This is a genomic window from Methanothermobacter sp. KEPCO 2, from assembly GCF_041228365.1.
Taxonomy (GTDB): domain Archaea; phylum Methanobacteriota; class Methanobacteria; order Methanobacteriales; family Methanothermobacteraceae; genus Methanothermobacter; species Methanothermobacter marburgensis.
Genome location: NZ_CP166185.1, coordinates 270,369 through 284,423 on the forward strand (window position 1 = coordinate 270,369; position 14,055 = coordinate 284,423).

Annotated in this window: 12 protein-coding genes; 11 read left to right on the forward strand and 1 reads right to left on the reverse strand. The window is 48.1% G+C overall.

The genetic code is table 11. The annotated features are described in order from the left end of the window. Positions 1 to 105: 105 nt before the first annotated feature. The 11 genes from AB9H23_RS01660 (at position 106) to argB (ending at position 13,030) form a co-directional block, all read left to right on the forward strand. On the forward strand, positions 106 to 1,245 hold the full coding sequence (locus AB9H23_RS01660; RefSeq protein WP_370005151.1) for a glycosyltransferase family 4 protein: 1,140 nt from the start codon (positions 106 to 108) through the stop codon (positions 1,243 to 1,245). A gap of 225 nt (positions 1,246 to 1,470) precedes the next feature. Then, positions 1,471 to 3,834, forward strand: a complete 2,364-nt coding sequence (locus AB9H23_RS01665; protein WP_370005152.1) for a PAS domain S-box protein — start codon at positions 1,471 to 1,473, stop codon at positions 3,832 to 3,834. A 41-nt stretch (positions 3,835 to 3,875) separates the two neighbouring features. Continuing rightward, positions 3,876 to 5,057: a tRNA (5-methylaminomethyl-2-thiouridine)(34)-methyltransferase MnmD gene (locus tag AB9H23_RS01670; protein WP_370005154.1), complete on the forward strand. Its 1,182-nt coding sequence runs from the start codon at positions 3,876 to 3,878 to the stop codon at positions 5,055 to 5,057. Positions 5,058 to 5,260: 203 nt separating this feature from the next. Further along, complete coding sequence (gene tgtA, locus AB9H23_RS01675) at positions 5,261 to 7,198, forward strand: tRNA guanosine(15) transglycosylase TgtA (RefSeq protein ID WP_370005156.1); 1,938 nt, start codon at positions 5,261 to 5,263, stop codon at positions 7,196 to 7,198. Continuing rightward, positions 7,199 to 7,552: a nascent polypeptide-associated complex protein gene (locus AB9H23_RS01680; RefSeq protein ID WP_237780173.1), complete on the forward strand. Its 354-nt coding sequence runs from the start codon at positions 7,199 to 7,201 to the stop codon at positions 7,550 to 7,552. After that, on the forward strand, positions 7,552 to 8,289 hold the full coding sequence (locus AB9H23_RS01685) for a metallophosphoesterase (protein WP_370005158.1): 738 nt from the start codon (positions 7,552 to 7,554) through the stop codon (positions 8,287 to 8,289). Before AB9H23_RS01680 ends, AB9H23_RS01685 begins: the two co-directional genes overlap by 1 nt. 18 nt (positions 8,290 to 8,307) lie before the next feature. Continuing rightward, complete coding sequence (locus AB9H23_RS01690; RefSeq protein ID WP_370005160.1) at positions 8,308 to 9,333, forward strand: Zc3h12a-like ribonuclease; 1,026 nt, start codon at positions 8,308 to 8,310, stop codon at positions 9,331 to 9,333. After that, positions 9,333 to 10,538 carry a hypothetical protein gene (locus AB9H23_RS01695; RefSeq protein ID WP_370005899.1) on the forward strand — a complete coding sequence of 402 codons (1,206 nt, stop codon included), beginning with the start codon at positions 9,333 to 9,335 and terminating at the stop codon, positions 10,536 to 10,538. The genes AB9H23_RS01690 and AB9H23_RS01695 overlap by 1 nt, the downstream gene beginning before the upstream one ends. A 50-nt stretch (positions 10,539 to 10,588) precedes the next feature. Further along, positions 10,589 to 10,876 carry a hypothetical protein gene (locus tag AB9H23_RS01700; RefSeq protein WP_013295453.1) on the forward strand — a complete coding sequence of 96 codons (288 nt, stop codon included), beginning with the start codon at positions 10,589 to 10,591 and terminating at the stop codon, positions 10,874 to 10,876. A gap of 45 nt (positions 10,877 to 10,921) precedes the next feature. After that, positions 10,922 to 12,115: a bifunctional ornithine acetyltransferase/N-acetylglutamate synthase gene (gene argJ, locus AB9H23_RS01705; protein ID WP_370005901.1), complete on the forward strand. Its 1,194-nt coding sequence runs from the start codon at positions 10,922 to 10,924 to the stop codon at positions 12,113 to 12,115. A gap of 33 nt (positions 12,116 to 12,148) precedes the next feature. Beyond that, complete coding sequence (gene argB / locus AB9H23_RS01710; protein ID WP_013295455.1) at positions 12,149 to 13,030, forward strand: acetylglutamate kinase; 882 nt, start codon at positions 12,149 to 12,151, stop codon at positions 13,028 to 13,030. A 22-nt stretch (positions 13,031 to 13,052) separates the two neighbouring features. Here argB and aksF read toward each other — a convergent pair whose 3' ends face one another. Beyond that, entirely contained in the window at positions 13,053 to 14,042 is a 990-nt protein-coding gene (gene aksF / locus AB9H23_RS01715) for a homoisocitrate dehydrogenase (protein WP_370005162.1), read from the reverse strand. Between the last annotated feature and the right edge of the window lie 13 nt (positions 14,043 to 14,055).

The following is a 14,055-nucleotide window of genomic DNA, read 5'->3' on the forward strand; positions in this document are numbered from 1 at the left end:
TTTATTGATTCAAAATTACAAATATGATTCGTTGAATTATGTATACTATCCCATATTAACAAGGTATTATAAAACCGATTCTTAAAACATATTTGAGGGGACCAAATGAGAATTGCGATGGTAATAGAGGCCTGGAAGCCTATATGTGGAGGGGGACAAGTAGTTGCCTATGAAGTCTGTAAAAGATTATCTAAAAATTACGATTGTAAGATAGACCTTTTTGTAATGAATCTCGAGGGCTACACAGGTCCAGAGGTTGAAAAAAGAAATGAAAATTTCAGGATAATCCATGTTGGTAAAAAAAAGAAATGGAAATTTAAAGATAGATTAATCTGGCTGATTGAAGTTTTTTTTACCTTATTAAAGGAAAATAAAAAGAGTGATTATGAGATAATATATGCTCATTCAAATTTACCGGGTATTATTGCCAAATTGACATCATTTATACTGAAAGTCCCTTCTGTCTATCATGTCCATGGGAGTGGTGTTAGGGTAATCAATGAAATGTATAATGAAACTCTTGCAGGAAAGATTATTTATTTTCTTGAAGACATCCTCCAGACGAAAATAAAATATGATCTTGAAATAACTGTTGATAGGGATTTTCTAAACTTTGAAAATGTTAATGAGCCCGTATACATCCCTAATGGGGTTGATCACTTAAATTTTAAAGCTAAAAGTAAAAAGAATAAGAAAACTTTCAATATACTCTTTGTCGGTAGATTACATCCTCAAAAGGGACTTAAGATCCTTATAGATGCTTCCAGAGATCTTAAAAATCTTTTTGAAAAGAAAAATGTAAGGATAATTATTGTTGGTGACGGGCCTCAACGCAGTGAACTTTGTTCTATGGTTTGTGAATATGGACTTGAGGATATTTTTGAGTTCAGGGGTGAAAAACGTGGGAGTGATCTTATAGAAGAATATGTTAATGCTGATCTTTTTATTTTACCGTCGCTCTATGAGGGTTTTCCACTTACAGTTTTAGAGGCATGGGCTGCAAAACTACCAGTTCTTGTTTCAGATGTTGGGGATTTACCATATGTCATAGAGGACGGAGAAAATGGATTTTTATTTAAAGGCGGAAGTTCAGCTGATTTGAAAAAAAAGCTCAGCAGAATACTAGAGATGGATACTTCATCGCTGTCACAGATCGCGGAAAAATCATATAGAAAACTTGTAGATGAATATACGTGGGATAAAATAGTACCAAGAATCTATGAAGAATTAAAAAGGGTCAGATGATCTGATTTAAAGGAGATTTAAGAGGTTGAATCGTTTCTATCTCAAATTTTGAAAATTCAATCTGTGAAAGCGGGGATAACTTTCATATTATTAATTATTACTCCACTGTATCCATATTACTTTTAATTTTCATGATCTTAAAGTTACGATATCACATAAATGTGAATATTGATTTAATACTAGATACATACATATATCACTATACATGTAATTGAGGGGGATCCTATGAATCCACTGGCCCTGATTTCAATCACTGCTTTTGTGACTGCAACCGTCTCTGGAATATACATCTTTGTGAAGAACCCTGAGAGCCGTTTCAACAGGACACTTCTTGCTTTTTCGGCACTCGTCGCATACCTTTCACTCACAGATTTCGGCCTTTACATCTCTGAATCCTATGGGATGGCAGCCTTCTGGGTTAGGATGGGGTTCCTCTGGCCATTCGTGGTTCCTGTGATCCTTCACATGGTAATGATATTCACAGGAAGAATGAGGAGATGGTACACTCTCGCAGCACTCTACGTACCTGCATTTATATTTTCAGCCCTTGAACTGACAACCGGCCTCATAACAGCCGGCCCACTGCTTACAACATGGGGCTGGACCTTCCTATCATCCAGATCAGCAGCATATGACCTTTCAAACATCTGGGGACTCGCTGTTGGGATAATTGCACTTATACTTGTTGTGATTCACCTCAGGTCCTCCTCACGTGAAGGGAGGACCCAGGGACTCTACCTTTTCACTGGCCTTATACTTCCCATTGTAACCGGGTTCCTCACTGATCTGGTGCTTCCATTTATGGGCATTGAGGTTCCATCACTCACAAACCCTTCTGCTGCAGCTGGAGTCTCCATCATAGCCTACGGTGTGCTGAGGTTTCACATACCAGTACTCAGTCCAATAAATGCAGCAATGGATATTGTAAGGAGCATGAACAGTTTTCTCATCATAACAGACCTTGAATTCAGGATATCCTATGTTAACCCGGCAGCCGAGAGGTTAACGGGTTTCAGTGCAGCGGAACTTCTGGGGAGGAGGATAGATGAGGTAATGGAATTTGAGGGTAAACTATCTGAGATGATGGGATCCATGGTGGAGTCAGCCCTCAAATCAAGGGATGGGGTGGTACCCGTTGTTGTATCCGCCGGGCACATCCATGGAAGTGGGGGTGAACACGTCGGCCTCCTCTTCACAGGCTCAGATATAAGGCCGATAAAGGAGATGGAACAAAAACTTAAAAGGAGGGAGGAACGCCTTGTGCTGCTCACAGAGCACATGGCTGATGGCCTCGGAGAATTTGACAGGGACTTCAAATTCAGATACCTCAGCCCATCAGTGAAGAACATAACCGGTTACGGACATAGCCACCTCATCAACAGGTCCGCCATCGATTTTCTGGATTACGTGCACCCGGATGACAGGGAAAATGTCAGGGAACTTATCATGAGCGATGAGGAAATGCACAGGGCAACATTCAGGATAAAAAGGCCAGATGGAAGCTACAGGTGGGTGGAGTACGTTGACAGGCCCATCCGCAGAGATGGTGTTATCAGTGGCTACGTCTTCGGCCTGAGGGATATACATGAGCATAAACTCGCAGAGGAGGCCCTCAGGGTGAGCCGGGAGAAGTTCAGGGAGCTTTTCAGGAACATGAATGCAGGGGTAATCGCTTTAGCTCCTGTTAAAGGAGGTTTCAGGGTTTTATCCATGAATCCTGCCGCTGAGGAGATGGAGGGTGTCGTCTGCGGGGACGTGAAGGGAATGGAACTTGAGAGGGCGCTTCCAGGAATCGCAGAATCCAGTATCAGAGAAGCCCTTGAAATGGTGACTGAGAAGGATGAGCCACTGCACCTCCCTGAGGTTAAACGTGGTGAGAGATGGCTTGAAGTGTACATATACAGGCTCTCAACCGGTGAGGTTGTCATAATATGCGGGGATATAACCCTCAGAAAGGAGTATGAGGAGAGGCTGAGATCCTCCCTAAGGGAGAAGGAGGCGCTGCTGAGGGAGGTGCACCACAGGGTCAAGAACAACTTCCAGATAATCTCAAGCCTCATAAACCTCCAGTTATCTGAGATCCAGGATCCAGCACCCCTCCTGGACCTTCAGAGCAGGGTTCAATCCATGGCCCTTGTACATGAACTCCTCTATGAATCTGAGGATATAACCAGCATCGACATGAGGCGCTACATTGAGAGGCTCACATCATCCATCCTGGACAGCTACCATGCAGCGGGAATAGAACTCAGGATTTCGGCGAAGGATGTGACTCTCCCCATCGAGACAGCCGTGCCCCTCGGGCTCATAATAAATGAGCTCATCACAAATTCCGTGAAATATGCATTCAGTGAGGGGGGAGAGATCACAGTGGAACTGGAATCAGAGGGTAATGACTTCACACTCACCATCTCAGATAATGGTGTGGGTTTTCCACCCGACTTTGTACTTGAGGAGTCTGATTCACTGGGCCTGAAACTTGTAGGTGGCCTTGTGGATCAGCTGGACGGGGACCTTGAAATGGATATGGAGGATGGAACCCAATTCAGGGTAAGATTCTCGGTTGTGCCCTACAGGCCCAGAATATAGGAAGGGCAAACTTTAAGTTAAAATGCACTGGATCATTTAACATGGTACTCACACCAAGGGATGATGTTCTGAGGGCTGTTAGAAATTACTTTGAAAGTGAGCGCCAGGATGGGATAAACAGGCGAACTGAAGCATGGCGTTCACTTTCAGATAGTTTCATAAGAACCTCTGATGGCTCATACACCATGGAGTCAGATTCCGGGGGGGAGGCCATGCACACAAGGAGTGGCGCCATAACAGAGTCCTTTGAAAAATTTGTAAGGCCCTCGATACCACTTGATGCAGAGGAAATCCGGGTTCTTGACCTCTGTTCTGGCCTCGGATATAATACAGCGGCTCTCCTTGAATTCACATCTGCCGGTGAGGTTACAGTGGACATGGTGGAGGTCTCCCCTGAGACAATGGCAGCGGCCCTCATAGTCCCATCACCAGTAAAATCCCATGAACTTGTCAGGGCTGCCTATGAGGACCGCCTTATGGATATGGGAATCATCGGCATGAGGGCATCTCCCCCACCACCCCCTGAGGTCACCCTGCGGGTTCACTGCGGGGATGCAAGGGAGACGCTCCAGAAACTTGAGGCTGAATACTATGACGCCATCTTCCTTGACGCATTCAGTCCCGGGGTTTCACCTGAACTCTACACGGTGGAGTTTCTATCACAGATAGCCAGGGTTATAAAGCCAGATGGAGTCCTTGCAACCTACACCTCCGCGGCTCCCCTGAGATCCGCCCTTATAGATGTGGGGTTCCATATTGGTGCCGGTCCGGTATTTGGAAGGAAGTCAGCAGGTACACTGGCCTCAGGGGATCCCTCAAAGGTTAAAGAGCCCCTGGACTGGAGGGATGAGAGAATGGTGGCCCTCAGTGATGCAGGGGTACCCTACAGGGATCCCACACTTTCTTCAGATGGTGAAACCATAATTGATAGACGTAGACTTGAGCGCATGGTGGTTCGTGGTGTTACAAGGATATCATCCGCAGTCAAAACCCCCATATACCTTGGAGTATCCGTTGAAGGGGACAGGATCGGGCGCAGAGTCAGGCGGAACCTTGAGAGGATGGGCATATCCGATACGAAGGGAGGGGAGGCACTCTACATAATATGCCCACAGATGGATGAATGTGTATGTGGCTGTGGAGAGGAAAGGGTGACAACCTCAAGGGAAAGGATACTCTCAATGAGGAGGAGACTGCTGGAAGTGGCCAGTTTCAGAGGGTGATACAGGAGAATTCAATCTGATAGTTTCATCGGGTTTTGTAGAGTTCTACTGTAATTATTAAAGGATTCAATGCGTTAATATAAGATAACTGATTGTATATTTATTCACAGCGGATTCACTGAGTTTAAGGTTTAACATTTAAGGTATTTCATATTTTCAGAGCGGATTCGATGAGTTTAATGGTTTAATATCGGGAGGATTTCATGTTTGAGATAAGATCAAAGGACAACCTGGGAAGAACAGGTGTACTCAAGACAGAACATGGAGATGTCAAGACACCGGCGCTGATGCCTGTTATACACCCAGGTAAGCAGACAATCGACGTTAAGAGGTTCGGCGCTGAGATTGTGATAACCAATGCATACATAATCTACAGGAACCCTGAACTCAGGGACGAGGCACTGAGAAAGGGTGTCCATGGACTCATAAACTTTGATGGGCCTGTAATGACGGATTCGGGTTCATTTCAGCTCTCAGAGTACGGCGACGTTGAGGTTGAAAACCATGAAATAGTCCGCTTCCAGGATGAGATAGGCACAGACATAGGGACGTCCCTGGATATACCGACTCCGCCTGGTGTGAGCCACAGGAGGGCCCTTGAGGAGGTTGAGATCACACTTCAAAGGGCCAGGGAGTCCCTTGAGTACAGGGAGAGGATGATGCTCAATGCCGTTGTACAGGGATCAACCCACCCTGACCTCAGAAGGTACTGCGCCTCACAGCTTGCAGAGCTCCCGGTGGAGCTCCACCCCATAGGTGCCGTCGTACCTCTCATGGAGTCCTACAGGTACAGGGAGCTGGTTGACGCTGTACTATCCTCTGTTTCAGAACTTCCACCATCAAGGCCAAGGCACCTCATGGGGGCTGGGCATCCAATGATATTTGCCCTCGCTGCCTCCATGGGATGCGACCTCTTTGATTCGGCGGCCTACATACTCTATGCAGAGGATGATCGTCTTCTGAGCACAGAGGGGACATATAAACTTGAGAACCTCCAGGAAATGCCGTGCTCATGCCGGGTATGCACGGATTATACCCCATCTGAGCTTCGCGGGATGGAGGCTGAGGATAGAAGGAACCTCATAGCTGAACACAACCTCCATGTGAGCTTTGCAGAGATAAGGAAGGTCCGCCAGGCAATTTATGATGGGAGCCTCATGGAACTTGTTGAGGAGAGATGCAGGGCACATCCAAGGCTCCTTGAGGGATACAGGAGGATGTCATCTTACGTTGAACTCTCTGAGAGATTCGAGCCAAGGTCCAAACGCTCAGCATTCTTCTACACTGGACCAGAGTCACTGGGGCGTGTTGAGGTTCACAGGTATCTTCAGTGGGTTAAGAAAAACCTGAAGGGAAGGATGGCAATCGCAGGCCCATCAAGGAAACCCTACTCATCCAGTTTACCCTCCAGTATCAGTGGTTTTCGCTCAATGAAACCCCAGGCTGATGGAGAATGGAGTGTTGTGGTTGCGGACGTGCCCTTTGGCCTCATACCCCTTGAACTTGACCAGGTCTACCCACTTGCCCAGAGCGATGCGCCGGGTATCATGGACCTGGAGGCCAGGCACTTCCTGAGGGAACTGATACTCGACCTTGAGGGGGATGTGATCATCAGTGAGGACCTCTGCAGTGAACTCGGACTTCAGCTTCCACACATCTATTCAGGGGAGGTGGAGACCTATGTTGATGACCTTGACCGCATAAGGATGATTGCAGAGTACCAGTTCGGCGAGGGGGCCGGCGATGCCCTTTTCCCTGATGATGTGAGGATTGAGAGGAGCCGTAACACAGGGAAGATAAGGCACATATACTCAGGAGAAAAACTGATATGCACCATGAGGGCATCTGACGGCCTCTTTGTGCTCTCAGCCGAGGGTGCCAGGAGACTTCATGATGGCACAGCCTACCCCCGCTGCAGGGTGGCCGTGAATGAGGAGTCTGAACCATTTGCAAGGGAGGGCAGGAGTGTATTTGCAAAGTTTATAATTGACTGCGACAATAATATAAGGGCCGGCGATGAAGTTTTAATTGTTAATGCTCATGATGAACTTCTGGCCACAGGCAGGGCACTTCTCTGTGCCGAGGAGATGATGGACCTCAACCATGGCCAGGCAGTGAAAACCAGGAAAGGAGGATTTTAAATGATACCGGGCATGGGAATGAACCCGAAGCAGCTGAAACAGATGCAGAGGGCCATGAAGCAGATGGGAATGGATATGAAGGACCTCCGTGGCGTTGAGGAGGTTGTGATCAAACTCAAGAAGAAGGAGATCATAATAAAAAATCCCCGCGTGAATGTCATGGACTTCATGGGCCAGAAGACCTATCAGGTGACCGGCAAGGCCCGTGAACGTGACCTTGAAGCTGAGGTTAAGATACCCGAGGATGACATTGAACTTGTCATGAACCAGACCGGTGTAAGCCGGGAAGAAGCCACCAGGGCCCTTCAGGAAACCGGGGGTGACCTGGCAGAGGCCATTATGAGGTTGAGCTGATGGTCTTAATAGCCCATATCTCGGATCTCCATGTGGGCGCACCCAACTTCAAGGAGGACATACTCCTCGAGGCCATAAGACAGATAAATGAGCTTAAACCTGACGCAACCGTTATAACCGGTGACCTTACAGATAACGGCTACTACCTTGAATTCCTGCAGGCCGCCGAGTACCTCAGCGACCTCAAGGGGCCCCACATATTTGTTCCAGGGAACCATGATGCAAGACATGTGGGAAACGAGACCTTTGAGGATGTCTTCAGGTACAGGAAGGGGACCTTTGTGTTGGATAACCTCACAATAATAGGACTTGACAGCAGTGAGCCTGACCTCGACTACGGCAAGATAGGGAGGTCCCAGCAGATCTGGATGGAGGAGGAACTTGAGAGGGCCTCAGAGAGGGGACATTTCAGGGTTATAGCCCTCCACCACCACATAATACCTGTTCCCAAGACAGGCCGTGAGAGGAACGTACTTGCAGATGCAGGGGACATACTCTATTCAATAATCAGGAAGGGCGCTGACCTGGTGATATCGGGCCACAAGCATGTCCCCCATGTCTGGAGGGTTGAGGACACTTTCTTTGTAACCGCCGGGACGGTTTCATCCCTTAAACTGAGGGGTAAAGATATTAATTCATATAATACATATTACATTACTGAGGATTCTATAAGAATAGTTCTCAACCAGGTTCAGGGAGAAAGGATTGAACTGGCATCCCATAGCCTGCGGGAATAATCTCATTCAGGTGGTTACTTGAGGGTAATTATAGATGCATCGAACGTCGCCCATTCAAGGAAAAACGACGATGATAGGCCATGCATAGAGAATATACTGTCAGCGGCAGAGGAGCTTGAAAAACTCGGCTATGAACCTGTTATAATTGCCGACGCATCCCTGCGCCATGAGATAGATGATAAGGAGAAGTTCAGGAAACTCCTTGATGAGGGGAAATTCCAGCAGGTTCCCTCAGGTACCACGGCTGATCACTTCATACTCAAGATGGCCGAGGAGGAAGATGCCAAGATACTCTCAAATGACGTATTCAGGGAGTACAAGGACGAGTTTCAGGACATAAACAGCAGGAGGATACCCTACACATTCAGGGATGACAGGATCCTCATAGGGACCTCTGGAAAGCCAAAGAAGGTTAAGAACATCCTCCAGAAAATCTGCAACGAGACCCTCAAGGAATTCGAGAAAAAGAGGATAGACTCATATAAGGCCAAAAGGGGCAAGAAACTCAGCGGGATAGCCATAGCCAAGGAGGCCATTGACAGGATAAGCAGGAGTCAGGAGGAGGGCCTTGAACCCAAACTTGAGGGTATATTCATGAAGCTCCCCCTCTTTGAGAAGTTCATGAGCATGGTGGAGGAGGTGGAGCGGACCAGCAACTACATAATATTCGTGCTGGTGCACCCCAGGGACTACAGGGAGGCGGTGAAGTACGCAGGTAACATTGCTGTAACGGTTGGTGACAGGCTCAAACTGGAGCACGCCCCCCTGGTGGCTGTAAGGAACGACCTCTTCCTGAAACCAGGCACATTTGAGCTGAACATAATGTACTCTGAGGACGTCATGGAGGAGGCCCCCTACAACGTTAACATAACCATAAATGATCACGATTACAGTTTTGTTAAGAAGAACTCAAGGAACATAGCAAGTACAATCGCAGCCAGGATAGGATCATGGAGGTTCCCCATAGTATCTGTTAAACCCAGCATGCTGCTTGAGAAGCCAGGGGAATTCGACGTGGTTCTTGAAAAGGGAGGCAATGATTGATGGTCATGGATTATCTGCTAAGGAAGATACTGGGATTTTTCATAGGACACAGGGTTCTGAGTATCGGGACCAAGTACATGCCCACCAACAGTACAGAAAGGGAATACGTGGAAATGCTCAACTACACAAAGACGATGCTCATAGAGATAGAAAGGGCCCATATAAACACCAGCAACATCTTCGATAACCTCACAAGGGAACTTGGAACCGACAACATCCCCAAGAACAGAAAGTTCATCGAACTCAAACCTGCAGAGAACAGGGTTGACGAGTATGCGCTCCTCAGCAACATAATAATGGGAAGCGACCGCTACCTCTACATTGAGGTCTTCAACGGCGGACGCATAATGGATGAATTCGTGTCCATAATAGAGAAGGAGAAGGGGAGGATCATAGAGAAGAGTTCAAGCGAGATACTCGCAAGGTTCCTCTCCAAGAACGACGCCATAAGGGTCGCCATAAAACTGATAGGCGCAGGAAGCAAGAGGGGGATAAATGTCAGGGCCGCCGCCGGGATGACGGGGGCAGCGGCAATTGAGAGGGCCATAAACCTCAACAGGGAGATAGGTGAGGTCCCGGGTGTTGGTTTCACAAAGCTGGGAGGTGAATTTGCCATAATATTCACCAGTGAATTTGAACCAGTCTCGGGCACCCCCTCATACCGTGACAACTACCTCTTCATTGACATGATCGACTCAACAGGCTTCATAGAGAGGTTCGGACGTGACAGCCTTGTTGAGATAATGAACGATATAAAGGCCTACATGGAGAATGACTGCAGGGGAAAGATCGAGGGTTACCGTGAGGGCGGGGACGACCTCATAGCAAACTTTCCCACAAAGGACATGGCTCTGAGGGCGGGGATAGATTCCGCATGGCATGCAATGGACAACGGAGCCAACATAAGGGTGGGTATCGGGAAGACCAGGCGGGAGGCCGGTGAAAGGGCCCAGATTGCCGACAGCATAAAGCTCTGGAACCCCACATCAATCATGATATTTGATGTTGCAGATGGAATATACGGCTACTTCATCCCCTCACCCTTCACAAGGTCTGTTATTGACTTTCTGATGCATAAGAAGTCTGTGGCGCTCCTGGTATTTGTGTTCGTGTTCGTGGCCACCTTCCTTGGCTGGAATATGGGGCACTGGGAGTTTGGTCTTATCGCAATCCTCCTTGCCGTTATCTATGCGGCCACGGCATGAAAAGGAAAGTTATTTAAGGGTACTTCAAGATAATAATAAGGGGAATTGAAATGAGACCTGAAACCGAGGCTAAAATTATTGTTAGCTTCCTGATTTCCCTCATAGCATTTGGCTGCGGGTCAGGTCTGGGCATTGTTATAGGTCTTTCCAACGATAATATTACTGCAGTGGATATTAACGATACTCCATCCAGTGATGTCCAGCTCTCCCCCAGCAGCACCAACCACCTGCCCCTCAACGGGATAAAGGAGCGCGGCAGGGAGGAAGCCCAGAACAGTTACGGGGAAGTCAATGTTGTTAACAGCAACCAGGGGTCCTCCAACAATACAACCTTCTGAGGGGATCCCACTGAACTTTTTTTGGTAGGAGTGGATACTGTGAAAATCAGGTTTATTGAAGGCGGGGTCTGCGCTGTTGATGGAGTGCTCGCTGCAGGTTGCCGCGAAGGTAAATATGGCGTTGGGCTTATCGTCACCAGAAAAGCAACTGCAGCGGGTGTTTTAACATCCAACAGGGTCCGGGCAGAACCTGTTAAATTGACAGAGAAGGTCCTTGAGGGCGGCAGAATTTCAGCCATAGTTGCAAACAGTGGAAACGCCAACTGTTTTACAGGAAGAGACGGGATGGATGATGCCCTCAGGATGGCCAGGGTAACAGCAGAATCCCTGCAGGTGGATGCCGGTGAGGTTGCGGTTGCATCAACTGGCGTTATAGGAAGGAGGATGCCCATCAGGAAGATCGAGTCCCTCATAAGAATGGCTGCAGATCAACTTGAAAACTCCCCGGAAGCCTCAGGGAACCTTGCATCTGCAATAATGACCACAGACACATTCCCCAAGGAGGTTGCGGTGGAGTTCCAGCTTGAAGGCGGTGAGACCGCCCGTATAGGTGCTGTTGCCAAGGGTTCAGGTATGATAGCCCCAAACATGGCCACAATGCTCTCCTTCATAACAACTGATGTTGATGCATCACCTTCAGAGCTCAGGGAGGCCCTCAGGAGGGCTGTTGACGACACCTTCAACATGCTCATAGTGGACGGTGATGAAAGCACCAATGACATGGTTATAATGGCATCAACCTGCAAATCAGGGAGGATAGATGAGAACTTCACTGAGGCCCTTGGAGTCGTCTGCAGGGAACTTGCCCGTATGATGGCCCGTGACGGTGAGGGGGCCACCAAATCATTCCAGGTCGATGTTGTGAATGCCAGGACACGGGAGGATGCAAGAAGGGCCGCCAGGGCAATCGCAGGTTCATCCCTCGTTAAGACGGCAATATTCGGGGCCGACCCCAACTGGGGACGTATAGTTGCAGCTGCAGGATATTCAGGTGCAGAGTTTGACCCCGACAGGATAAGTGTGACACTCGAATCTGAGAGAGGATCTGTGGGAATAGTCGAGGAGGGGAATGTCCTGGCCTTCGAGGGCACACCTGAACTTGAACTTGCAGAAAGGATAATGGGTGATGATGAGATAAGGATAACAGTTGACCTCAACGCCGGCAGTGAATCGGCAACTGCATACGGCTGTGATCTCACCTATGACTATGTGAGGATAAATGCTGAGTATACTACTTAAATTGATGTATTTATTGTGGTGAAGGGTGTTTGAATGAAGACCGTTAACATTCTGGTGGAGGCACTCCCCTACATCAAGAAGTTTCACAAGAAGAAGATAATGATAAAGTATGGCGGCCACGCCATGATAGATGAGGCTGCAATGGACTCGACCGCACGGGATACTGTGCTGTTGAAGTATGTGGGTATGGAGCCGGTGGTTGTCCATGGAGGCGGCCCTGAGATTTCAAGGGCCATGAACAAGATGGGCAAGGAGCCAAGGTTCATAGAGGGCCTCAGGGTTACAGATGAGGAGACCATGGAGATCGTCAAGATGGTTCTTGTGGGTAAGATAAACACGAGCATCGTCTCAAAGATATGCTACCATGGAGGAAGGGCCATAGGACTGTCAGGTAAGGACAGCAACCTTCTCCTTGCAAAAAAGAGGGCTCCACATGTTGTTAAGGATAGTGAAACAGGTGAGAGAAGGGAGATAGACCTTGGACTTGTGGGTGAAATTGAATCAGTGGACCCAAGCATAATCAACATGCTCACAGATAACAACTACATCCCTGTGATATCACCCATCGGTGTTGACAGGAACGCCAACACACTCAACCTCAATGCAGATACGGTTGCAGGTGAGGTTGCAGCGGGTATAGGGGCAGAGAAGCTTATAGTCTTAACAGATGTGCCTGGAATACTCGAGGACCCCTCAGATCCCGACACCCTCATAAGGAAGGTGACTGTTGATGAACTCAGCGACCTTGTAAAGAGCGGTATAGTGGAGGGGGGGATGCTCCCCAAGACACTCACATGCATACAGGCCATAAATGATGGTGTCTCCTCAGCCCATATAATAGATGGAAGGGTTGAGCACTCACTTCTACTTGAAATATTCACAAAGAAGGGAATCGGGACCATGATAACCAAGTGATTGCTTCATGGTCTCTCTTAATTTACTCAGCTAATTCCTTTTTTATGGCATGGGCCATTTCCATGGTACTGGCATTCCCCCCAAGATCCGGTGTCATTATACCCTTCAGCAGTGTCGTTTCCAGTGCTTTCTGTATTTTCTGTGCTTCCTGTGTTTTGTTGAGGTGTTTTAGCATGAGTGTTGTTGTTAGTATCATGGCTGTGGGGTTTGCTATGTTTTTTCCGGCTATCTGGGGTGCTGATCCGTGGACTGGTTCGAATATTGCGTTTTTTTCTCCTATGTTTGCTGATGGTGCGAGTCCGAGTCCTCCGATGAGTCCTGCTGCTTCGTCTGAGAGTATGTCCCCGAATAGGTTGGTTGTGACCAGGACCTGGAATTCCTGGGGCTGTGTTATGAGGTACATGGCTGTGGCGTCCACGTAGTAGTCCTCCGCCTCCATCCCAGGGTACTCTGATGCCACCCGGTAGAATTCCTCCCTGAACACCCCATCGGTTTTTTTAAGGACATTGGCCTTGTGCACCGCGGTCACACGACTCCACCCCTCCCTCTTAGCATACTCAAAGGCAAATCGACTTATCCTCCTGGACGCAGAACGTGTTATGACCCTCCTTGCAACCGCACCATCAGCGGTGAACTCCTCATCACCCACATAGAGGTCCTCAGTGTTCTCCCTCACTATGACAAAGTCAAGGTCAGGGTAGAGGCACGGAACACCAGGAAGGGACTTCACAGGCCTCAAATTCGCAAAAAGATCAAGCTCACGCCTCAATGTAATAATGGCACTCTTCTGGCCGGGCACGGTTGTAACTGCACCAAAGAGTGTTGCATCAGACCTTCTGACGAGTTTCACTGTTTCCTCTGGTATGGTTTCACCGCACCTCATGAAGCACTCATTACCTGCCTCTGCATACACAAATTCCAGTTCAAGGTCCAGTCCCCCAAGAACGTGGAGGGCGGCCTCCATAACCTCCTTGCCGATACCGTCACCGGGTATAACCGTTATTCTGTACATCTGAACACCTTTT